This window comes from Fluviicoccus sp. (genome assembly GCF_030646115.1).
In the GTDB taxonomy this organism is placed as follows: Bacteria; Pseudomonadota; Gammaproteobacteria; order Pseudomonadales; family Moraxellaceae; genus Fluviicoccus.
The window spans coordinates 97,617-119,273 of record NZ_JAUSMX010000014.1 but is presented as its reverse complement, the minus strand read 5'-3'; the positions used below and the strand labels follow the sequence as shown (position 1 = coordinate 119,273).

The 21,657-nt window shown below is 59.9% G+C and carries 17 protein-coding genes and 1 tRNA gene; 8 read left to right on the top strand and 10 right to left on the bottom strand.

Annotation, left to right across the window (positions count from 1 at the left end; genetic code table 11):
• The first annotated feature begins 11 nt into the window (after nucleotides 1–11).
• Both Q7T36_RS10005 and Q7T36_RS10000 read left to right on the top strand, forming a co-directional pair.
• Nucleotides 12–86: transfer RNA gene (locus Q7T36_RS10005), tRNA-Val, on the top strand.
• 248 nt (nucleotides 87–334) lie between these two features.
• Nucleotides 335–1,447, top strand: coding sequence for a putative solute-binding protein (locus Q7T36_RS10000; RefSeq protein WP_304847460.1), 1,113 nt, complete (start codon nucleotides 335–337; stop codon nucleotides 1,445–1,447).
• A gap of 66 nt (nucleotides 1,448–1,513) precedes the next feature.
• Here Q7T36_RS10000 and Q7T36_RS09995 read toward each other — a convergent pair whose 3' ends face one another.
• The 8 genes from Q7T36_RS09995 to Q7T36_RS09960 form a co-directional block, all read right to left on the bottom strand.
• Nucleotides 1,514–2,515, bottom strand: a complete 1,002-nt coding sequence (locus tag Q7T36_RS09995) for a tRNA-dihydrouridine synthase (RefSeq protein WP_304847457.1) — start codon at nucleotides 2,513–2,515, stop codon at nucleotides 1,514–1,516.
• A 133-nt stretch (nucleotides 2,516–2,648) separates the two neighbouring features.
• Complete coding sequence (ltrA, locus tag Q7T36_RS09990; RefSeq protein ID WP_304847455.1) at nucleotides 2,649–3,893, bottom strand: group II intron reverse transcriptase/maturase; 1,245 nt, start codon at nucleotides 3,891–3,893, stop codon at nucleotides 2,649–2,651.
• 606 nt (nucleotides 3,894–4,499) lie between these two features.
• A complete protein-coding gene (locus Q7T36_RS09985) occupies nucleotides 4,500–5,246 on the bottom strand; it encodes a hypothetical protein (RefSeq protein ID WP_304847452.1) in 747 nt (248 codons plus the stop codon).
• 2 nt (nucleotides 5,247–5,248) lie between these two features.
• Nucleotides 5,249–6,019, bottom strand: a complete 771-nt coding sequence (locus Q7T36_RS09980) for a hypothetical protein (protein WP_304847449.1) — start codon at nucleotides 6,017–6,019, stop codon at nucleotides 5,249–5,251.
• A 61-nt stretch (nucleotides 6,020–6,080) separates the two neighbouring features.
• Entirely contained in the window at nucleotides 6,081–7,784 is a 1,704-nt protein-coding gene (locus Q7T36_RS09975; protein WP_304847447.1) for a hypothetical protein, read from the bottom strand.
• A gap of 295 nt (nucleotides 7,785–8,079) precedes the next feature.
• Complete coding sequence (locus Q7T36_RS09970) at nucleotides 8,080–10,533, bottom strand: hypothetical protein (RefSeq protein WP_304847444.1); 2,454 nt, start codon at nucleotides 10,531–10,533, stop codon at nucleotides 8,080–8,082.
• Nucleotides 10,534–10,752: 219 nt separating this feature from the next.
• Nucleotides 10,753–11,769, bottom strand: a complete 1,017-nt coding sequence (gene galE / locus Q7T36_RS09965) for a UDP-glucose 4-epimerase GalE (protein WP_304847441.1) — start codon at nucleotides 11,767–11,769, stop codon at nucleotides 10,753–10,755.
• A 61-nt stretch (nucleotides 11,770–11,830) separates the two neighbouring features.
• Nucleotides 11,831–12,814 carry a GTP-binding protein gene (locus Q7T36_RS09960; RefSeq protein ID WP_304847438.1) on the bottom strand — a complete coding sequence of 328 codons (984 nt, stop codon included), beginning with the start codon at nucleotides 12,812–12,814 and terminating at the stop codon, nucleotides 11,831–11,833.
• A gap of 114 nt (nucleotides 12,815–12,928) precedes the next feature.
• Between Q7T36_RS09960 and Q7T36_RS09955 the strand changes: the two genes are divergently transcribed.
• On the top strand, nucleotides 12,929–13,837 hold the full coding sequence (locus Q7T36_RS09955; protein WP_304847435.1) for a TIGR01777 family oxidoreductase: 909 nt from the start codon (nucleotides 12,929–12,931) through the stop codon (nucleotides 13,835–13,837).
• Here Q7T36_RS09955 and Q7T36_RS09950 read toward each other — a convergent pair.
• Nucleotides 13,779–14,543, bottom strand: coding sequence for a YdcF family protein (locus Q7T36_RS09950; protein ID WP_304847432.1), 765 nt, complete (start codon nucleotides 14,541–14,543; stop codon nucleotides 13,779–13,781). The two genes, Q7T36_RS09955 and Q7T36_RS09950, sit on opposite strands and share 59 nt — an antisense overlap.
• Before the next feature lie 83 nt (nucleotides 14,544–14,626).
• On the opposite strand from Q7T36_RS09950, the gene leuS reads away from it, so the two are divergent.
• The 5 genes from leuS (at nucleotide 14,627) to Q7T36_RS09925 (ending at nucleotide 20,232) form a co-directional block, all read left to right on the top strand.
• Nucleotides 14,627–17,260: a leucine--tRNA ligase gene (gene leuS / locus Q7T36_RS09945; protein WP_304847429.1), complete on the top strand. Its 2,634-nt coding sequence runs from the start codon at nucleotides 14,627–14,629 to the stop codon at nucleotides 17,258–17,260.
• A 269-nt stretch (nucleotides 17,261–17,529) separates the two neighbouring features.
• Nucleotides 17,530–18,030, top strand: a complete 501-nt coding sequence (lptE, locus tag Q7T36_RS09940) for an LPS assembly lipoprotein LptE (protein ID WP_304847425.1) — start codon at nucleotides 17,530–17,532, stop codon at nucleotides 18,028–18,030.
• Entirely contained in the window at nucleotides 18,027–19,046 is a 1,020-nt protein-coding gene (gene holA / locus Q7T36_RS09935) for a DNA polymerase III subunit delta (protein ID WP_304847422.1), read from the top strand. The genes lptE and holA overlap by 4 nt, the downstream gene beginning before the upstream one ends.
• Nucleotides 19,030–19,299 carry a hypothetical protein gene (locus Q7T36_RS09930; RefSeq protein ID WP_304847419.1) on the top strand — a complete coding sequence of 90 codons (270 nt, stop codon included), beginning with the start codon at nucleotides 19,030–19,032 and terminating at the stop codon, nucleotides 19,297–19,299. The genes holA and Q7T36_RS09930 overlap by 17 nt, the downstream gene beginning before the upstream one ends.
• Before the next feature lie 78 nt (nucleotides 19,300–19,377).
• Nucleotides 19,378–20,232 carry a class I SAM-dependent methyltransferase gene (locus Q7T36_RS09925; RefSeq protein ID WP_304847417.1) on the top strand — a complete coding sequence of 285 codons (855 nt, stop codon included), beginning with the start codon at nucleotides 19,378–19,380 and terminating at the stop codon, nucleotides 20,230–20,232.
• Between the two features lie 43 nt (nucleotides 20,233–20,275).
• Here the strand turns inward: Q7T36_RS09925 and Q7T36_RS09920 are convergent, their stop codons facing one another.
• Nucleotides 20,276–21,559, bottom strand: a complete 1,284-nt coding sequence (locus Q7T36_RS09920; RefSeq protein ID WP_304847414.1) for an alpha/beta fold hydrolase — start codon at nucleotides 21,557–21,559, stop codon at nucleotides 20,276–20,278.
• Nucleotides 21,560–21,657: the final 98 nt, after the last annotated feature.

Here is a 21,657-nt window from a genome sequence, read left to right as displayed (position 1 = left end):
CGTTGAAAGACGGGCGATTAGCTCAGCGGGAGAGCACTACCTTCACACGGTAGGGGTCACTGGTTCGATCCCAGTATCGCCCACCATTTTTCTTGAAAAAGGCGCTTACCCAAGCGCCTTTTTCATGCCCGGATTTCTCCTCCTGCACCGTCCTTTTCCATTACGTCCAACCGATCACACTTCGCAGGAAAATCCCAAACATCTGTGCCATAATCAGCGCATGAATGGATTTGGCAGCAACATCCGTTGCTGACAAAATCGTGCAGCACAAAACACAACAACACGCGCTTACAACATCACAGGCCCCGACAGGGCCCGGCACAGGATGAAAAAAATGTATTCACGGCTCAAGAAAAATCTGCTGACCGCTTGCCAATTGGGCATGCTCCTCGCTGGCTCCCAGGCATTTGCGGCTGACCTGCTGCCTTTGGCCAAGGACATCAAACCCGGCGCACAAGGCCTGCCCACCGCTTTCACCAAACCCCTGAAAATGTCGATCTGCTTCTTCGACATGCAAGGCCGCAACGGTGAATATTATGGCCGTGCTCAGGATCTGGCGCTGATTGCGAAACGCTGGAACATTGAAGCCACGCTGAAGGTTTTCACGGAAGAAGAGGACGCGGTCAAGGCCTTCAAGGCCGGTCAGTGCGAAGGCGCGGTGATGTCCACCCTGCGCTCCCGCGAGTTCAACCGCTTCATGGGCAGTCTGGACGCGCCCGGCGCGATTCCCACTTACCAGCACATGCGGGTTGTACTGAAAACCCTGCTGGACAAGAAGATTGAACCCTACACCATTACCGGTTCGTACCAGACCATTGGCGCTTATCCGCTGGGTGCACAGTACCTGTTTGTGCGTGATGGCAGCATGAAGACCCTGGACGGCATGAACGGCAAGAAAGTGGCGATCCTGAACTGGGACAAGTCGCTGAATACGCTGGTGGGCAAGATGGGCGCCACCGCTGTTCCTGAGTCGCTGAGCGGTTTCGCCAAACCCTTTAACAAAGGGGAAGCCGACGCCATCCTCTCTCCCGCTGTTGCCTACCATCCCTTCCAGTTGGGTCAGGGCATGGGCGAGAAAGGCGGCATCTTCAAGTCCCCCATGGGCCAGTTGAGCGCCGTGCTGGTGATTAACCGCGATTTGATCAGCAAGAAGACCGATGATGTGGATGCCCGCGTGGCCGCTTTCCGCTCCATGTCGGCGCAATTCCTGGAGGACCTACTGAACCAGTTCTTCATCAGTATTGACCACCAGGACAAGGATATTCCGGGCAAGTACTGGATTGAGCAGGATGCCGCGCAGTTGAAGGCGGTTGAGGACTTCCTGAACAGCACCCGCATCCAGATGACAAAGGACGGCTTCTATGATGCGCGGATGATGAAGATCCTGAAAAAAGTCCGTTGCACGCTGGACACCAAGCTGAGTGAGTGTGCTCAGACCGATGAGTGAGCATGGGCTACTACGGAAGTAAATCCTTAAGGGCGGCGTGAGCCGCCCTTTTGCATGCCTTATATTCTATAAACCCGATGCTTGGCTGTTCTGGATTTCCGCCTGCAAGATGCCGCGAATCTCCTCCAGTCCCTTTACCCGTTTCACCCGGTCAAACAATGGCACAGCCTCGGCATATCCCAGCGTCAACATGCCCAGCCATTGCTTGTAACGCCCCACCGCCCCGCCTTCGGTCCACTTGCTGACGCCATCCGGCAACACCGGATGCTCGGACGCCAAACGCATTTGCCCCAAAAACTCCAGTTGCAGTTCCAGCAGCCGTGGCCAATCCAGCATCAATTCGATGCCCTTCAACCGGCACACCAGATCCGGCCGGGTCACCGCGCCCCGGCCCAGCATCAGGTCCGCACATCCTGACTGCTGACGACAAGCCTCCGCCTCTGCTTCCCCAATAATGTCGCCATTGGCGATCACATTCAGCCGCACGGCCTGGCGGATTTCGCCAATGGCATCCCAATAGGCCGGCGGACGGTAGCCATCCATTTTGGTTCGGCCATGTACGGTCAACCAACTGGCCCCGGCATCCTCGATGCCCTGGGCATTCTCCAGCATGCGCGAACGGTCATTCACGCCCAAGCGCATCTTGGCGCTGACCGGAATCTCAGCCGGAACCGCTCGACGGACTGCTGCGACAATGGCATGCACGGTTTCCGGCTCTTCCAGCAAAATGGCCCCGCCCCGATGGAAGTTCACGGTTTTGGCCGGGCAGCCGAAATTAAGATCAATACCGGCGGCGCCCAGTTCGGCCACCCGCGCCGCGTTCTCGGCCAATACTGACGGCTCGCTGCCCAGCAGTTGCACATGCACCGGGGTTCCGGCAGCGGTGCGGCTGCCGGTCAGCAATTCCGGGCAAAGGTGGTAAATGGTGCGGGCGGGCAGCAGGCGATCGGTGACGCGCATGAACTCGCTGACACACCAGTCATAGCCGTCAGGACCGGCAATCCGGGTCAGCAGATCGCGCATGTACACGTCGGTGAGGCCCTGCATGGGGGCCAGGATCAGTTTCATGAAAACGGTATTTCGGGGAAAAGGAGCGGCATCATAGCCGATTGATCGGGTCGAGGTAACGGGATTGCGCCCATTACCCCTCCCACACCACCGGACGTGCGGTTTTCCGCATCCGGCGGTTGAACCCGGCAGCTTACGCCACCGCGAAGTCTGATGGCGTCCACAGTCCCTGCCGACGCAGTGTCTCGTTGCTCAACGCCGTGTGCATCGCCGGGTGGCGGGCCGCTCGCCATGCCCCTGCGCTGAAGTCCACCCGGCCGCATAACCTCCGGGAAACCCCCAAGCGCGTCAGGTGACGCAGTCGCCCTTTCCGGTTGTGCCAGCGCAGCCAGAAGAATTTCCGCATATGCCGGCGCGTCCATCCCGACAGTCCGGTCATCCGCGTCTCCGCTATCCCGAAGTAGTTGCTCCAACCCCGGATGTAGCGTTGCCACCTCAGCACCAACTCCTTCCCGGTCAGACCCTGACAGGCACGCCAGCACGTCCTGACCTGATCCTTGTACCGTTCGAGACTGGATTCCGCTATGTGGAGCGACCCATCCTCCTGAATGCTGAAGCCGAGGAACTTCCGGTTTCCCGGGGGGCCACTCCCGCTCTTGTCCGGGTTGACCTTCAGCTTCAAGTGCTTGTTGATCCACGCACTGATGCTTTCCAGCACCCGCTCTGCACTCCGTTCGCTGCTCACATAAATGTTCACATCGTCCGCGTAGCGACAGAAGCTCAGTTCACGGCTTTCCAGTTCCTTGTCCAGCGCATCCAGATAGATGTTCGCCAGCAGCGGGCTGAGCGGGCCGCCTTGCGGTGTGCCGGACTGGCGTTTCATCACCTGCCCGTCAACCCGCATCCCTGCGCGCAGGTAGCGGCCAATCAGCTTCAACACGCGCTTGTCCCGTACTGTCCGCGCCAGCCGCTCCATCAGGATGTCGTGGTTGACGTGGTCAAAGAAGGCGCTGATGTCGATGTCCACGACCCAGCTCTTCCCTTCCCGCACGTAGGCTTGCGCGGCCCTCACTGCGTCGAGGGCGCTCCGCCCCGGTCTGAATCCGTAGCTGTGCTCACTGAATTGCGGCTCAAAGATCAGACTCAATCTCTGCTGAACCGCTTGCTGGATGATCCGATCCTGAACCGTCGGTATCCCCAGCAGCCGTTCGCCGCCAGTCGGCTTCGGTATCCGTACCCCTTTGACGAGCGCCGGTTGGTACTCGCCTGCATACAGCTTGGCTTCAATGCCGGGCCAGTGCACCTTCAGGTGCGGCCCGACGGCTTCCACCGTCTGTCCGTCCACCCCCGGGGCACCCTTGTTGCGGATCACCGCCCGGTAGGCGCTCCGGAGGTTCTCCCGCGACAGGACTTCCTCCATCAGTCTTTCGTTCAACACGTCTCCTCTCCTTGCCCGCCCGGGGAGCCCGCTCGCCGCCTGCTGTCTTTGTCCATCCGGGAATCCACCCGGATCTTCATCAACCGCCAGTCCGGACAGCCTGCCGCACGCGGCTGCTTCCGGCTGTTTCAGGCCACTCCGCGCCGACCCCGCCGGAGGTCTCAGTGGGTGTTACAGGTTCTTCGGCCCTTCGCTCCGCGCCCGTTACGGCGTTTCAACACTACTACGGCCTCTGCTGACTTCTGCCACGCTCTCACGCGGCAGATCTCCCCAGGTAAGGTGCCAATACTTTCGGCCCGTGCCGCCAGACTCTACCTGATGCGTCTTTCGGTGACGGTCGGATTTCGTGCTCCCTAGCGCACTCATCGCCCGCATCCGGCCTCGCTGTCTGTTCGTGTTCCTGCGGTCGTGCCTTTGCTACGCGCTGCTTTCAGGATGGCCTCGCGGCTTCCCCCTTGCGTTTCGCTACGGTTGTTGTCACTCCTTCCGGTTACCTCCTTACAGGTAACAAGTATTGGCCCATGCTGGGCACACTAGGTCGGGCTTCAGCCCGACAATTCCCTTCGATCGAAGAGTGTTGTCGGGCTGAAGCCCGACCTACGCGCGCTATTTCCTGTGTTCTTCATCCCAATGCTTCTGGCGATCCTCATTGATGAAGTCCGGCAACCATTTGACTCGCGGAAAGAACAAGACCCGAACCAGGCCGATCAGCATCCACAGGTAACAGACGCTGAACACCATGCCGCACCACCAGGTGATGTATTCGAAATTGGCGGAAACATACTTGATGCCCCACCAGGAGATGATATCCGTCAGCGAGGCCGCCAGACCCACCGGAAACACCCATTGATAGAACTTCAGACGGTTGAAGTGCATGGAGAACGGGATGCCGATGATAAAAAAACTGGTGGTGAACCCGAACAGGTGCGCATGGGTAAAAGCAATCAGTTTGCCCAGGCCCATCTGGTGAAAATAGGCCTCTGCACTGCCGTGCAAGCCCATCTGGTACTGGATTTCCAGCCCGCCAAAACAAAAGGCGATGCCGAACAGGATCACCGCCATGCCAATGCCGCGCTGCGCCGCGACCGGCAAGTCATGCAAATCAAAACGTAAGGCGGTTTCACGAAACGGGATCAGCCAACGCACGATGAAGCAGAACGTGAAAAAGAACGCCAGCAAGGCGATGGGGCCGCCTATCGTCATCCATTCCGGCTTGGGCGGCTCCACATGCACCAATTGCGCCTCGGGGATGGGCTTGTCGCTGAAGAAATCAAAACCCTCTTCCGCGCCCCAGGCCTGCGCCGTCAACAGCAGCACCGGCAACAGCCACCAGCGGTATCGCCACAGGCTCATGGTCAGGCTCCCTTCAACCGGACATAGAGCAAGACACCGGCATTCTTGACGGCGGTGGTGATGGCGGCATCGAGGTCCTTGCCCTGCGGTGCGGCGACAGCCTGTGCCTGCTGGCCGTTGAACGAGGCGTAGATCTTGCTGCTCTTGGCCGCGGGCAGCTTGTCGGCATGCAGCACCGAAACTCCGGTAATCTTCAGGGTACGGTCGGTGGTCATCAGCAGGAATCCGGTCTTGCCCTGGAAGGTGACCGGAAAAATCAGCGCGGTGCCGGCCGGGCGCTGATCCTTGACCGGGACGTAGATGGTGTTTTCGTCGGCGGCGCTGAGGGTGGCTCCCATGGACTTGGCGGTGGCGATATCGGCCGGGGTAAGGATGGCGTCACGCGGCATCCAGGTCAGGATGCCGGGGAAACGCGCCTGCACTTCCTTGGGAATCAGGCTGGCCATGTCCAGCCAGTTACCGGGCTGCTTCAAGGTGGAATTCTTGTCGCCGGGGTTGGTTTTGGCCTGCGCTTCGGCTGCATTGGCGGCGCCATCTCCGTCACTGTCGGTATTGGCGATCCGGGCGAAGGCGGCATCTGTCTTGCCGGCCTCCTTGAAGGCCTTGCCGAAACCATTGACTGCTGTGCCGCCGCCTTCGGTATGACAGGCGTTGCAGGACGGCATGTAACCGTATTGCTGCTTGTAGGCGCGGGCAAAGGCCGGCATGGCATGGGCGGACGGCAGCAAGCCGCAGAACATCACCGCTGAAAGCGCAACAGGCAACAGGCGCATGGCAAAACCTCGTCTTGTTATATCTGCTTAGGGGAACACGGCGTGCACCCCAATATTTCATTTAGAAATCAAACATCCCCGGCACTGTCTCCCGCATTTTCTGGCGGAATTCCGGCCCGGCTTTCTTCAGTTTCGGGTACTGCACCGAATCACGTGGCGGCATCAGCTTGGAAGCCTTGTCCGTGCCTTCATAACGTTCCCAATCCAGGGCGTCACGGATTTCTTTCTTGGCCTGCAGGTTGGCCAGAACAGCATCTTCGTTCTCGCCGTTCATGAAGTCCAGCCGTTTGGCCGGGTTGCCGCGATGACAAGCGAAACAATGCTCCTCATAAGGTTTCAATTGCAGGTTCCTGACAATTTTCAGCGGCGGCACGCCGGAAGCCACCGGCGGCGACATTTCGTCGGTTTTCAGGCAGCAATATTGCCGGGGCTTGTCCAGCAACGCATTCATCATCGCCACCCGCGACAGCGGCCGGGCGGCAAAGGTTTCCGGGGGCAAGGCCGCGACTTTGGCGCGCAGTTTGCGGATGTCAAAACCGTATTGTTCGCCCAGGGTCTTGATGTCGGCTTCGGTAAAGAAACCGGCTACGCCATAGACGCCATCAATATCGGTGGCTTTCAGTACCTGCTTGGGCGCACGCAGGGTCAGCGGATCAACATCCACGGCCAGGGGCGGCAATTTGTCGAACTGCCCCAAATCCTCGTTGTCCTTCGCCCCTTCGCCAAAACGGATATCCCGCGTCACCAGCGAACTCAGCCAGCCTTTAAAGCCCTGTTTCTCGCCAATGGGGTCACGGTTATGGATGTCGGATTCCGGCACTGTCACGCCGTCCTTGGGGAAAGATGCGGCCTGCAACTGGCGCAACCGGTCGGCTTCGGCGCTTTTGGCGTCAAACCCACCGGGGTTATCGGCATACAACAGCGCCAGCGACAACATCTGCCGACGGCACTCGGCCCCTTCCGCACCACATCCTTCCAGCCACAGCTTCTGGGTGGCCTTGAGGAAATTGCCGACATCGGTCAGCTGGTCGTAGCGCTCCGGCATGGAAAGCGGCTGGCGCACCGGTACGCTGTGATAGGGCTTGTCGCCACGGGCGGCAGCAATGGCATTGGCCGTGGCTTGCTGGCCGTTGGTTTCGTTCCAAGGGCGTTGCGAGAAAATGGGGGTGGCGCCCTGATGGCAGGTGGTGCAGATGGCGCGGCGGGCATAAACAATGCGCGGGACACAGCCTTCGCAGTAGTTCTGCACCAACTGGAACTCGAAGCGGCCGGCGGCTTCGTTGTAGCTCAGCACTTCGATTTCCTTGGCGTTTTCGACAAAGCCCAGGAAGAGTTGGCCTTGGGGGGCGGTTCCCAGGGCGACCGGGGTATTGCCGGTCTGGTAGTCCGCGGCGACGACAATGCGCGGGCGGGCGTCGTCGGCCTGCCCTTTCAGCAGTGAGCGTCCGTGGGGGATCAGCAGGGAAACCGGGGTTTGTCCTTCGGGGTGCTGCTTTTGCAGCAGGGCGATCAGTTTTTCGAAAGGGTATGGCAGGCCGTCGTTCTGGACGATGAGGTGGTCGAACAGGGAACGGGTGCCGGGGGGTGGCAGGTCGGTTTCGGGGATGAGTTTTTCAGACAGGGTCTGGGCATGTAATGGGGCGGTTTTGGCCAGTTCGGTGATGGATGTGGTGGAGGCTGGTTGGCGCAGCAACACCCAAGCCGTGATGGCGATCAGGGTTGCGATCACGGTGATGGTTAGGTGCTTGCGTGTGGGCTGGCGCATTCAGGGGATCTCTGGAACTTTCGGCATCCGCCTGCCGCGGGCCTTACTTTTGTCTTGGCAAAAGTAAGCAAAACCGTGTCCGCCTCAAAACTCGCGAACCGTTCGTTCACTGTTTTCGGATGCCGATTCCTCGGCTTCGCTTTCGTGCGTGTGGCTCGGACAGTTTCGGCGGACGGGGTGTATTTTGTATTTCGTTTTTACTTTTAAATGTTTTACTAGGCGTCTGATTTATTTGACCATAATGTCTTATTACTGAAAAAGTAGGGAGCGCGCTTATTCGCGCTCCCTACTCCGTTTACATCAACTTCAGGAACTCACGCAGGGCGTATTTTTCTTCCTTGGTGAGGTCGACGCCGAACTGGTGGCCTTTGTTTTCCACCAGGTCGTCGCACTTCATGAACAGGGCGTTGTGCGGGTCGGCGGAGGCAGCGTAGGCTACCGGGGTACCCTTCTTCAGGGTGATCTTCGGGAAGCCCTGCATGTCTTCACGCGGGGTGACGACCATGTCTTCCTGAAGAGTGGTGGTTTTCTGCGGGCGATGCACTTTGGCCTTGGGGTCGTCCGAGGTCATCAGTTCGTCGTAGGCCATTTCAAACTGCTTGATGCGGCCGGCGATGCTGAAGTCCGGGGAGCCGTCCTTGAGGAAGGTGACTTCACCCACGGCGTTGTTGTGCAGGAACGGGGCGGTGGCCCACACCGACAACAGCGAGATGTTGCGCAGGTAGCCGGAGCCGCCGTCGATCTTGCGTTCGCCGAAGGTTTTGCCGCCCAGCCAAGGGATCAGCCGGTTGAAGACGCGCTTGTCGGATGTCACGGCCGGGGAGTTCTTGTAGGTTTCCGAGGAAAACTCTTCAAAGATGTGTCCTTTGCTGTGGTTGTCGTGCAGCGCCCGGCATTTGTTGGTGCCGACGATGTTGTAAGGAGTGCGCTCGTCGTTGCCCAGCCAGTCCTGGCCGAACACGCCCTTCTCGGCAAACTGCACCGGGCGCAACTTGCCGCTTTCGTCTTTTTTCAGGTACTTGCCAATGAATTCCGGGGAGTTGCGCTCGGCATCGCTGAACTCAAGCTGCCAGTAATCTTCCTTGCCAAAGACATGGCCTTCATAAAACTTGGCCAGGGCCTTCTTGTCGGCGCGGATGTTGTCAGGGGCCATCTTGGAACTGTGGCATCCGGCGCATTCGGCGGCAAAGATCTTGCGCCCCTGCGCCACAACCTTGGTATCGACAAACTGCGGACCGGCAGTCCCGGCATTGTCCTTGGCGGCCATCAGGTAGGTGGGCCCGCCCGTGATCAGGAACGCCGCCAGATCGTCCATCTTGGCGTCAGCATAGTTCCAGGGGTCGCACTTGGCGGCGCACTGCATGATGCGCATCGGACTTTGCTTGGTGCCGCGGCCCAACAACTGGCCGGGATACGGGAAGTTCGGGGTCCAGCACTCTTCCGTACACATGCCGATGTTGATGTAGACGCGGATCAGCGCCAGATGCTCGCCGACACTGTCCTCGCCGCCTTTCAGCACATGGCGGGTCTGGGCCTTGCTGATCTTGCCGGTAACCGGGTCTTTCATTTCCTGAACAAACAGGCGTTTGTTGTGGAAATCCATGATGTTGTTCTGGGTGCCGGGGTTATGCATCCAGTCCGAAGCCACCAGCGAGGTGTCGATGGTGCCGAGGCGGCCGCCCATGACTATCTGGTTGGCCGGCGACGACGACGGCGCGCCCTGAAAGAAAGCCAGCGGCTGGCGGATATGCTGGTTGCCGATGGTGGCGCTCAGGTTCTCCCACTTCGGCTGGTTGGGGTTGACCGGGGGGTTGGTCGGGTCGAAGGCGACGTGGCACTGCACACAGGGATGGCCAATCACATAACGCTTGTTGAGCTTGATCTCGGTGGCGTCATAGGCGGCGGTGCGCGGATCGTAAACCACCTTGCCCGCCGCATCCTTCACCGAATCGGCGTAATACTTGCGGTAACCCAGCACGCCGGAAGAATGCGGGTCCTGGCACTTGTCGTACCAGTTGGTGGAGGCATCGCCCTGCACGCAGTCGGGGTCGTTGATCAGCCCCCACTTGGTGAAGCGCTGGTCACGGGTACGGGTGTCCAGCCACGGGTAATACATCTGTTCCTTGCCGACAATACGGGTCTGGTGCAGGGTGTTTTCATCCTGGTTGCCGAAGGTGCCCTTGAACCAGACGTCACGCCCGCGACGGGCCTGTTCGCGCATGGCCAGCGCCTTGGCGGGGTCCTTGGCCTCCACATCCTTGAACAGGCCGGACACATAACGGCAGCCTTCGGCGTCATAACCGGTGGGCTGCGGCTGGTTGCAGGGCGGCGGCACATATTGGGGAATGGCTTCAAAGCCCCAGGTGACAGGGTCGCCGCGCTTGTGGGTGTCGGGCGACTTGCCTTCCGGCCATACCTTGCGGGCGGCCAGGGTGTCATAGAAATGATCCTTGAACCATTGCTCACGCTGCTTCCAGTACGGCGTACCGGTGTAGACGCCTGTGCCGAGGTTGCGGCTGACCAAGTCCTCGATGGACACACTGCGGTTGGTGGAGCGATAGGGTTCGGCCGACACCGGGACAAGGCCCGTGGGCAGGTCATAGGCCGTCAGGGCCGGAACCGCAGGCAGCGGAATGACGGAAGGAACCGGCGGCACTTCCGGCGGCGGCGGCGGCAGGGTCAGGAAATGGACTCCGGCGGTCACGCCAACCACCGCGATAGCGGCTATCCCCCAGACTTTCTTTTTCATGTCATCCCCTCCCGTGAGCAATTGTTGTGCAAGTGTAATCAGAATGATTTACATCCACAACTGGTGCAACTGCTCTAATTTTTGTTTTATTTCAACGGGTTAAACGGAATTTTCCAGAGCTTTTACTCTAAAACCGCCAATGATTCCTGTTCCCGTTTCCATCCAGAGAATAGCCAGATAGCGTAACCGTGGCCACCTGTTTTTTCCAAAGCGACCGCTTCAACCCTCGCGGTCAAAACCCTCCGGGTTTTTTTGCTGCCAATTCCACATGTCGCGGCACATGGCCACTGCGTCATACTCGGCCTTCCAGCCCAGCAATGCCTGCGCCAGTGAAGGATCGGCATAACAACTGGCTACGTCTCCCGGACGTCTGGCCACGCAGCGATAGGGCACCGGCCGCCCGGCGACCTGCTCAAAGGTGTGCACCATGTCCAGCACGGAATACCCCCGGCCGGTTCCCAGATTGACCGTCACCAGCCCCGGATGCCCTTGCAGGTATTCCAGCGCCTTGACATGGCCGCGCACCAGATCAATGACATGAATATAGTCGCGTACGCCGGTGCCGTCCGGGGTGGCGTAGTCCGAGCCAAAAACTTGCAACTGCGGCAGCTTGCCCCCCGCCACTCTGGCCACAAACGGCATCAGGTTGTTGGGAATGCCGTTGGGGTCCTCCCCAATTCGCCCGGACGGATGCGCCCCGGCCGGGTTGAAATAACGCAGCAGCGCCACGCGCCAATCAGGGTTTGCCTTGACGACATCGCGCAGGATGTTCTCGATCATCAATTTGCTGGCGCCATAGGGATTGGTGGTCGAGAGCGGAAAATCTTCGCGGATGGGCACTGTATGGGGGTCGCCATATACCGTGGCGGATGAACTGAACACCAGTGTCCGCACCCCCGCCGCCTGCATGGCCTGAAACAGGGTCACGGAACCGCAGACGTTGTTGTCGTAATAATGCAGGGGTAGTTGCACCGACTCCCCCACCGCCTTCAACCCGGCAAAATGGACTACCGCCGTGATGGGATATTGGGCAAAGAGCCGATCCAGCAAGGCGCGGTCGCGTATATCCCCTTCCACCAGTTCAAAATCCCGTCCGGCCAGTTCACGGGTGCGCCGCACTGCCTCGGGTTTGCTGTTGGAAAAATTGTCCAGCACGACGATGTCGTGGCCTGCCTGTATGAACTCTATGGCAGCATGCGAGCCGATATATCCGGCTCCTCCGGTCAGCAGAATCACGGGTGGCTCCACGATAAAATCAAGATTACGCTTATGGTGGCATATTTACGTGAAAAGAATGTCAACGCCTCAACGCCAGCAACTGCCCCTCCAACGCCTCCCAATCCACAGCCTCACTGGCAATAATCTCCAGCCGGTTGTCCCCGCAAGGCGTGGCCGAACCGATAGCGGCATCCAGACCGGTCAGGTTCACGCTCAGCCAGCCGCTGTCCGTATGCAGCACCCCTTTCACCCGGTCTGCTTTCAAGGCAAACAGAAAGCCCAGCAGGTCATTATGGGCGAATACCCAATCCGCCTGAAAGACCCATCCCCCCACCTGCCTGCCCAGGGCTTCCTGATGGTAGTGGTACGGAGGCTCCCGCGGCGGCTGGGGCGCAGGTGCAACGGCAGGTTGCAGGTGCAGCAACGACCGCTTCGCCATCCGCGTGCTGCGGCGCGGCTCATCCAGCAACGCCAGCGGCATGACGCCATGACTCACAAAAACGGTTTGCCGCGCCGGGGGCGGCAGGCTGTCCGCCAGTTCCCGCATCGACTGTCGCTGTTCTTCCGTCAGCACATCGTCCTTGCTGAACACCAGCACATCGGCAATGTCGGCCTGGGCCTGGAACGATTCATGGCTGCGCACCCTTTCATCCGCATACTGCCGGGCATCCACCACGCACAACGTCGCGCGCAGGTCGAGCGTGGATTGCCAATGCGACTCGCTGAGGCTGTCGACAATCTGCCGGGGGTGGCCCAAACCGGTGGGTTCAATCAGCAACCGCTGCGGGCGGGCCTTGGCCAGCAACTGCGACAGTGCCACCTGCATCGGCAGGAAATTGGCGCAGCAGATGCAGCCGCCCGCCACCTCCTTGATAAAGACCTCACCGTCACCACGAGCCATGAGGCTGCCGTCTATGCCAATCTGGCCGAACTCATTCACCAGCACCGCCCAGCGCTCATCGTCGGGTTTTCGCGCCAGCAGGCTCTGGATGACGGTGGTTTTACCGGCGCCGAGAAAGCCGGTCACAATGTTGGCGGGAATGGCTTGCAGCAAGGGTTGCATGGGAGACAGACGCCTCAGGACAGGGGATTCCGGAAACTATATCAGGCTTGTAGCCTTTTTCGCGTCGCCTTGTGGCCGTACACTCAGGTGCATTAGCGACTAATCGGGTGTTACATGCGCATTCTGCTGACCGGCGGTTCCGGATTCCTGGGCAGCCACCTCTGCCCCCTGCTGTTGAAGGAAGGCCATCACGTCACCATCGTCTCGCGTCAGCCGATGAAGATTTTCACCCGTTATGACGGCATGGTCCGCGCCTTGCGCCGTCTCACCGACCTGACGATTGACGACCACTTTGACGCCGTCATCAACCTCTCCGGCGAAGGCATTGCCGACCAGCCGTGGACGCATCCACGTAAACTCGCGCTATACACCAGCCGCGTCAACTTCACCGAGGAACTGGTGGACTGGATGCGCCGCACTCCGAAACCACCGAAAGTCCTGCTGTCCGGCTCTGCCATCGGCTGGTATGGCGTGCAGGGTGCTGAAATTCTGGATGAAGACTCAACCGGCCAAGAAGAGTTCACCCATCACCTGTGCCATGACTGGGAAAAGGCGGCGCTGGCGGCCGGGAAACTGGGCGTGCGCGTCTGCCTGCTGCGTACCGGCGTGGTGCTGGCCCGCAAAGGCGGCATGCTGCGGCGGATGCTGCCGGTTTTCGGGCTGAATCTGGGCGGCAGGCTGGGCGACGGCGAGCAATGGATGTCGTGGATCGGCTTGCAGGACTGGCTGTCAGCCGTGATGTTCCTGCTGGCGGATGAGCGGCTGCAAGGGCCATTCAACCTGACCTCGCCGCAACCGGTTTCCAACGCCGAATTCACCGAGGTGATGGCGCATACACTGAAGCGCCGAGCCTTCCTGCACGTGCCCGGAACAATGTTGCGCCTGCTGATGGGGGAAATGTCGGTGTTGATGCTGGGCAGTCAGCGGGTTCTGCCCAGCCGGTTGCTTAGCGCCGGTTTCAGCTTCAGGACACCGGAATTGCAGAAGGCGCTGGAGACGGAACTGGGGATGAGCGGAACTTGATCCGGTATAGCACCTGCCCCAGCAGTTCGGATATGCCAATCATGTTCTGGGCAAATAACTCGTTGCGCGGAAGCAGCAATGGTGGCCGTCCCTGAATGTAGGCCAGCGGATAGCTGGTGGCGGCCGGAGTCACCAGAAATCCATGGCGCTTGAACACAAAGGTGGCCCGACTCATGTGCCAGGCATCTGTCACCAGCGCGACGCGGTTTATATTTAATGGCAACAGGATGGCTGCGGTACGATCTGCATTTTCAGCGGTGTTAAGACTTTCGCTTTCCACCCAGGCTGCCTTCAGGCCGTAATCCTGATCCAAGGTCCGGGCCATGGCACTGGCCTCAATGCCCGTCAGCAGCACCGGCAGGCCGCTTTGCCGCGCCAGTCTGGCGGCATAGCGCAGCCGGGGCAGCGAATAGCCTCCCGCCACCGATGATGAACCTGTTTCCGGACTGAAATAGTCACCGCCACCCGCTACGACTATGGCCTGAACCCCGTTATCCACCAACGATTGAGGCTTTTCCAGCGGCGGCGTTTTAGCAACCATTCGCATCAGCACATGCGTCAGCCATGGCGTACACAACAGGTACAGGCTCGCCATCATGCTGACCAACAGCACTATGGCTGAACGCCGAAGTCTCAAATGCACCAGCACCGACACCAGCAGCAGCCCGTAAATCAGCAAAAACGGCAGGGAAAAGAAAACTTTCATCAATAAAGGCCATCCGATCGGACGCGGGACATGACGACCATCCCCCCGCTGCGCTATTCTATCCGACTTCATTTTTCCCAGATATGACAACTGCCACGGCCATGCACGAACAGTACTCCCCGCACGACATCGAACCCCAAGCCCAGTCCGACTGGAACACCCGTCAGGCCTTTGCCGCCGTTGACGGCAGCGACAAGCCAAAATACTACTGCCTGTCGATGTTCCCCTATCCGTCCGGCAAGCTGCACATGGGCCACGTGCGCAACTACACCATCGGCGACGTGCTGTCGCGCTTCAAGCGCATGCAGGGCTTCAACGTGCTGCAACCCATGGGTTGGGACGCCTTCGGCCTGCCCGCCGAGAACGCGGCCATGAAGAACAATGTCGCCCCGGCCGCCTGGACCTACAGCAACATCGACTACATGAAGCAGCAGCTGAAGTCGCTGGGGCTGGCCATCGACTGGACCCGCGAAGTCACCACCTGCAAACCGGACTACTATCGCTGGGAACAGTGGCTGTTCACCCGCCTGTACAAGAAAGGCGTGATCTACAAGAAGAGCGGCATCGTCAACTGGGACCCGGTGGACAACACTGTGCTCGCCAATGAACAAGTTATCGACGGCAAGGGCTGGCGATCCGGTGCGGTGGTCGAGAAGCGCGAAATCCCGATGTACTACTTCGGCATCACCCAGTATGCCAACGAATTGCTGAACGACCTAGACCAGCTGGACGGCTGGCCGGAACAGGTCAAGACCATGCAGCGCAACTGGATCGGCAAGAGCTACGGTGCCGACATCGTGTTTGACTATGACGAAGCCAGCATTGGTCAGGCCGGTCAGTTGAAGGTTTACTCCACCCGTCCGGACACGCTGATGGGCGCGACTTATGTCGCTGTCGCCGCCGAGCATCCGCTGGCCACCCTTGCCGCCGCCAATAATCCGGCGTTGCAGGAATTCATCCACGAATGCAAAGGCGGTTCCGTGGCCGAGGCTGACATGGCCACCATGGAAAAGAAGGGCATGGCCACCGGCCAGTTCGTCATCCACCCGCTGACCGGTGACAAGCTGCCGGTGTTCGTGGCCAATTATGTGTTGTGGGGTTATGGCGAAGGCGCGGTGATGGCGGTTCCCGCGCATGACGAACGGGATTTCGAGTTTGCGCACAAGTACAACCTGCCGATCACCCAGGTCTATAAGCTGGCCGATGATTCCGCCGCTTTCGACATGGCGGTCTGGCACGACTGGTACGCCAACAAGGACGACAGCATCCGCACCGTCAACAGCTGCCAGTACAACGACCTGACGTTCAGCGCCGCGTTCGATGCCATTGTTGCCGATCTGGAAGCCAAGAGCCACGGTGCCAAACGCACCCAGTTCCGCCTGCGCGACTGGGGCATTTCCCGCCAGCGCTACTGGGGCTGCCCGATTCCCATCATATACTGCGACAGCTGCGGCGACGTGCCGGTACCGGATGACCAGCTGCCGGTAGTGCTCCCGGAAGACGTGGTGCCGGATGGCGGTGCGTCCCCTCTGAAGCGCATCGACGCCTTCGTCAACTGCACCTGCCCCAGCTGTGGCAAGCCCGCACGTCGTGAAACCGACACCATGGACACCTTCGTCGAGTCCAGCTGGTACTACGCCCGCTATGCCTCGCCGCAGTGCGCCACCGGCATGGTCGACAAGGCCGCTGCGCAGCAATGGCTGCCTGTGGACCAGTACATTGGCGGCATCGAACACGCCATTCTGCACCTGCTCTACGCCCGCTTCTTCCACAAGTTGATGCGCGACGAAGGCCTGGTGCAGGGCAACGAACCCTTCACCCGCCTGCTGACGCAGGGCATGGTCATTGCCGAAACCTATTTCCGCGACCTGGGCGAAGGCAAAAAGGACTGGATCAACCCCGCCGACGTCACCCTGACCAAGGATGACAAAGGCCGCATCCTGTCCGCCGTGCTCACCGCCGACGGCCTGCCTGTGGAAATCGGCGGCATGGAAAAGATGGCCAAGTCGAAGAACAACGGCGTTGACCCGCAAGCCCTGATCGACCAGTTCGGCGCGGACACCTCCCGCCTGTTCATGATGTTCGCCGCCCCGCCCGACCAGTCGCTGGAATGGTCCGACGCCGGAGTGGAAGGCGCGCACCGCTTCCTGAAGCGGTTGTGGAAAGCCGTACACAGCCATGTGCAGAAGGGAACCTCACCTGCGCTGAACATCGCCGAACTGGACGACAACAGCCGCGACCTGCGCCGCAAGACCCACGAAACCATCGCCAAGATCACCGACGACTATGCCCGCCGCCTGACCTTCAACACCGCCGTTGCCGCCGTCATGGAACTGCTGAACAGCATCCAGAAGTTCGACGCCGCCGACGGGCAGGCGCTGGCCGTGGAACGCGAATCGCTGGAAGCCGCCGTGCTGCTGCTGGCCCCGATTGTGCCGCACATCAGCCACGCGCTTTGGCAGGGGCTGGGGCACGATGATGTCGTCAACGCCGCCTGGCCTGTAGTTGACGCCAACGCCCTCGTCCGCAACACCCTGGAACTGGTGGTGCAAGTCAACGGCAAGCTGCGCGGCAAGATTCAGGTCGCTGCCGATGCCGACAACGCCACCATTGAACAACTGGCGCTGGCCAACCCTGATGTACAACGCTTCCTGAACGGCCAAACCCCGAAGAAAGTGATTGTGGTGAAGGGCAAACTGGTGAGTGTGGTCGTTTAAAAGCGACCTCACATACCTGCAGGATGTCCGTAAGGAGTGGATTCCCGCCTGCGCGGGAATGACGAAACCATCAAAAACGCCGTCCGCAGCCAACTGTCTGAGCCACACTCAAGGGAACAAAACCCCAGTTGCGAGGTGGCTCAACAAAAAGCTGGCCGCGCGCGAGTTTTGGCGAAGGACACGGTTTTGCTTACTTTTGCCAAGACAAAAGTAAGGCCCGCGGCAGGCGGATGCCGAAGCAAGCAACACTGACCCAAAGGCCACCCCCGATGACCGTACAACGCCTCATCTTCATCGCAATGACACTCGCACTGAGCGCCTGCGGCTTCCACCTCCGCAACAGCTACACCATCCCCCCCCAGCTCCACCAACTCAACCTCACCCTGAGCCCCACCAGCAACCTCTCACCGCCTTTGCGCGAGGCCCTGCAAACCGCCGGCATCCAGCTCGATCAGGGTGACTACACCCTCACCGTCACCCAGGACAAGCTCAACAAGCAAACCACCAACACCGACAGCCGCGCCAAGGTCGCCGAATACACCCTGCTCTATGACGTCCGCTACCGAATCGCCAAAAACGGCGAACCCGCCGCACAAGCCCCGGAACACAAGCTCTCCCTGCGCCGCAGCTACCAGTACGACACCACCACCATCGTCGGCAAAAGCGAGGAAGAGGAAACCCTGATTCGTGAGCTGTACGCCGATGCCGCCCAGCAGATCCTCCGCCAGATCAGCTTCTTCAAGCCCGCACCGGCAGCCACCGCCCAATGAAATGCGATGCGCGCGCCCTGCCCCGGCAACTGAAAACCCTGCGGCCTGTCTATGTCATCCACGGTGACGAACCACTGCTGGCGCAGGAAGCGCTGGACGCCCTGCGCACCGCCGCCCGCCAGCAAGGCTTCACCGAACGTGACCGCCACGATGTCGGCAAGGGCGACGAATGGGACATGGCTCTTCGCAGCTGCGACACGCTGTCGTTGTTTGCGGAACTGAAAATCCTGGAACTGCACAGCCACAACAAGCCGGATGCCGCTGCGGGCAAGGCGCTGGAAGCCTTCCTGAAGAATCCCCCGACCGACATCCTGCTGGTGATCGTGGTACCGCGGCTGGATGCCGCTGCGCAGAAAACCGCCTGGTTCAACCGCTGCGATGCCTTGGGCGTCACCGTCGGCTGCCCACCGCTGACCGGGCGCGAGCACCGGGAATGGCTGCAGGAACGCCTGCACCGGCAACAACTGGTGCTGGGGGCGGATGCGCTGGACTGGCTGTCCGGGCAAACCGAAGGCAACCTGCTGGCCGCCAATCAGGAAGTGCTGAAGCTGCACATGCTGTATGGCCCCGGCACGCTGGAGATCACCCAGGTGCAGGCCGCCGTCGGCGACAGCGCCCGCTTCACACTGTTTGACCTGACCGATACCGCTCTGGCCGGTGACGCCGCAAAGACCTCACGCATTTTCTTCAGCCTGAAATCCGAAGGCCTGGCGGAAAGTCTGGTGCTGTGGACCCTGTCGCGGGAAATACGTTCGCTGCTGGTGCTGGCGGAAGGCCAGCACCAAGGCACGCCGCCCGGCCAGCTGTTCCAGTCACTGGGGATTTGGCCAAAACGCCAGCCGTTGGTTAGCGGAGCCTTGCGCCGACTGGCGCCCGCCACCCTGAAACGCCTGAATACTGAGCTTCTGGACGCTGACATGGCCATCAAGGGCCAAAGTCCGGATGACGCCTGGGATATACTGCTGCGCATCAGTCTCGATTTGGCGGGAGTACGCCTGTTTGACGCCCCTCACTGACGCCGAATTCCAATTGCTGACCCGGCAGGTTTACCGTGACCTGCTGGTGGACACCACCGGCAACCTGTTGCTGGGACTTGGGCTGTGGCTGGCCTTCAGCCGCCACGCCCAGGATATGCCGCTGTGGATGCAGAGTCCGGAACTCAAGGCCGCGCTGATTGCCACCGGCATCCTCAACCTGCGCTTCCTGATGGCCCGCCTGCGCCGGCTGCGGTTATGGCAAAGCGAAAGGCAGTCGCGTCAAAAACCCTGAATCCCACGCCGGCGGCTTGCCATTCCCCGGCATCTGGTCAATGATGCCGCTCACGAGTCCAATAACAACACGCATAACATGAAAGACAAACAAGACACCTCCAGCATCTCCTTTACCGCCCATTACACCGGCTATGTCTGGTACCGCTTCGGCTTGTCCCACTCCGCGTTCGCCACGAGCCAGGGCTGCACCTACTTCCAGCTACTGCGCCCCTTTGAGGTCGCGGCCCGCAAGGTGATCGGCTCTGACATCAAGACCACGCTGCTGCAACGCCACCACCTGATAGACCGTGAACTGGGCCAACTGATTCAGGAATACCCGGACATCCAGGTGGTGGAACTGGCCTGCGGGCTTTCACCGCGCGGCTGGCGCATTCATGGTCGTTACCCCAACGTCACCTACATTGAAGCCGACCTGCAAGACATGGCTGCCCGCAAACACGCCCTGCTTAACGGGCTGGACTCGCTGGACAGCCGCCACAAGGTGCAGGTTTGCAATATTCTGGTGGAAGACTCTATGGAAAGCCTGGAGTCGATGCTGAAGCGGGAACTGGACCCGCAAAAACCGGTGGTGGTGATTACCGAGGGCCTGGTGAATTACTTTCATCTGGAAGTAATCCAGGGCTTCTGGCAACGGCTGTCCAAGGCGCTGCAAGGTTTTCCCATGGGTTTTTACCTGACAGACCTCTACCCCCAGGTCACCCGCCATCGTTTCTTCCACTGGATTCAAACCGCCAACCGCGCCCTGAAGCTGTCCTCGCGCAGTCACTTCACCATGCATTTTGAACAGCCGGCTGAAGCACTCGCCTGCTTCAAGGGTTGCGGCTTTGACGCGGTCACCGTATTTAACCCGGATGAAGAGCAGGACGGCAGCGGACGCATGCCGCAAGCCAAGGGCGGCTCACTGGTCTGGGTGATCCGTTCGGAAATCTAGACAGGAATGCGGCGGGGCCGGAACCGGCCCGCCGCAGCAGCGCTCAGGGAGCGCCGAAAGGACGATGACCAGAATGCGGCAATGCCGCGCAATAACGGCGGTTATCCAACAGCTTCTTCAGCTCCTCAGCCACCGCAAAGTTGCCGTGCAGGAAGAAACAGCGCAGCCAGCCATCCCCCTGCTCCACCACCAGCATCGGAATGCGCAGCGCCGAGTCCGGCAGGCACAGGATCAAGTCGCGGCAACTCTCACGCACCGAACTCAGCAAGTGTTCCGGGCGTAACAGGCAACCGAAGAAATTGAAATTGACCACTTCCACCGGCGAATCGATTTGCGGCATGCCATCAACATGCGAGAAACTCACCACCTGGCCATTCGGGTTATGCGGCCGGTAACGCAGTTCGGTGCGGCGGTCCAGCGACAAGGCCTGATTGCGCGTCAACCGGGTAATGCCCTTGACCCGGCCCACATCCTGACCGCTGAGAAAGGCGCTGAACATGGCTACCGACTCGTCACGCTTTTCCAGTTGCGGCACATGGTCCGAACCGTCAATCAACGTGAAAACGGCATTGGAACAGCGGGCGGCGAACAGGGCGTTTTCATACGGCAGCGTAAAGCTGTCATATTCGCCGGTTGAAACCAGGGTTTCACAATCGGGGTAACCCAGCACTTCCTCCACCGACAGCAGGCGATGCGCATTGATGCGATAGCGCGCCTGTTCGTTTTCGTTGAAGCCTTTCATCTGGCGGTGGAACAACCGGCGCGTAATGTCGGTAATGCCGGTTTCCTTGAGACGGGCGTGATTGACCAGATACAACACCACGGCCTGGCCAAACTCATCCATGCGACGCTCGTCCAGCACCCGCAGTGACTCTTCCAGCAACATGCGCCAAGCCTTGCGCGGCCGGGTAAGGATGCCGGTGAGAATCAGTTTCTCCATGAAAGCGGGATGCTTGTAGGCAAAAGTGGCGGCCACCACCGACCCCAGCGACAGTCCCATCAGCGACACGCGCTGCAGCCCTTCAAACTCAACCCATTGAAACAACAGGTCGGCCAGGTCTTCCAGGCCCAGATCGGGCGCAAGCTGGGTGTTGTTGCCCAGGGACGGCAAATCGACCATTACCACCGGGCAGACCTTGAGCACCGCTTCGACACAGTACTTGTAGGAATTGAAGTTCTGAAAGGCGCCGCCCAGGACAATCAGTGGTGCGTTGGTGCATCCCTCCGGACCATTGAACGCCAGATAATCCACCCGCCAGCGGCCGATCATGGTGACACGCGGAGCTTGCTTCAGGGATTGACGATGATAGTTTTCAAAAACCGCCATGCAGACCTCTAATCATTATTCTTGTCCCCGCAATCCACGGGGTTAATGGGAATTATGATCAGGATGCTACAACGAAAGCCCGCCGGATGGTACCTTTT

What these genes read in the sequence shown, in the direction of transcription:
- Q7T36_RS09920 (WP_304847414.1), bottom strand. Translation starts at nt 21,559, where the DNA reads ATGGCGGTTTTTGAAAACTATCATCGTCAATCCCTGAAGCAAGCTCCG.
- Q7T36_RS09985 (WP_304847452.1), bottom strand. Translation starts at nt 5,246, where the DNA reads ATGAGCCTGTGGCGATACCGCTGGTGGCTGTTGCCGGTGCTGCTGTTG.
- Q7T36_RS09995 (WP_304847457.1), bottom strand. Translation starts at nt 2,515, where the DNA reads ATGAAACTGATCCTGGCCCCCATGCAGGGCCTCACCGACGTGTACATG.
- lptE (WP_304847425.1), top strand. Translation starts at nt 17,530, where the DNA reads ATGACCGTACAACGCCTCATCTTCATCGCAATGACACTCGCACTGAGC.
- leuS (WP_304847429.1), top strand. Translation starts at nt 14,627, where the DNA reads ATGACAACTGCCACGGCCATGCACGAACAGTACTCCCCGCACGACATC.
- Q7T36_RS09980 (WP_304847449.1), bottom strand. Translation starts at nt 6,019, where the DNA reads ATGCGCCTGTTGCCTGTTGCGCTTTCAGCGGTGATGTTCTGCGGCTTG.
- Q7T36_RS10000 (WP_304847460.1), top strand. Translation starts at nt 335, where the DNA reads ATGTATTCACGGCTCAAGAAAAATCTGCTGACCGCTTGCCAATTGGGC.
- Q7T36_RS09960 (WP_304847438.1), bottom strand. Translation starts at nt 12,814, where the DNA reads ATGCAACCCTTGCTGCAAGCCATTCCCGCCAACATTGTGACCGGCTTT.
- Q7T36_RS09970 (WP_304847444.1), bottom strand. Translation starts at nt 10,533, where the DNA reads ATGAAAAAGAAAGTCTGGGGGATAGCCGCTATCGCGGTGGTTGGCGTG.
- Q7T36_RS09950 (WP_304847432.1), bottom strand. Translation starts at nt 14,543, where the DNA reads ATGAAAGTTTTCTTTTCCCTGCCGTTTTTGCTGATTTACGGGCTGCTG.
- holA (WP_304847422.1), top strand. Translation starts at nt 18,027, where the DNA reads ATGAAATGCGATGCGCGCGCCCTGCCCCGGCAACTGAAAACCCTGCGG.
- Q7T36_RS09925 (WP_304847417.1), top strand. Translation starts at nt 19,378, where the DNA reads ATGAAAGACAAACAAGACACCTCCAGCATCTCCTTTACCGCCCATTAC.
- Q7T36_RS09975 (WP_304847447.1), bottom strand. Translation starts at nt 7,784, where the DNA reads ATGCGCCAGCCCACACGCAAGCACCTAACCATCACCGTGATCGCAACC.
- Q7T36_RS09955 (WP_304847435.1), top strand. Translation starts at nt 12,929, where the DNA reads ATGCGCATTCTGCTGACCGGCGGTTCCGGATTCCTGGGCAGCCACCTC.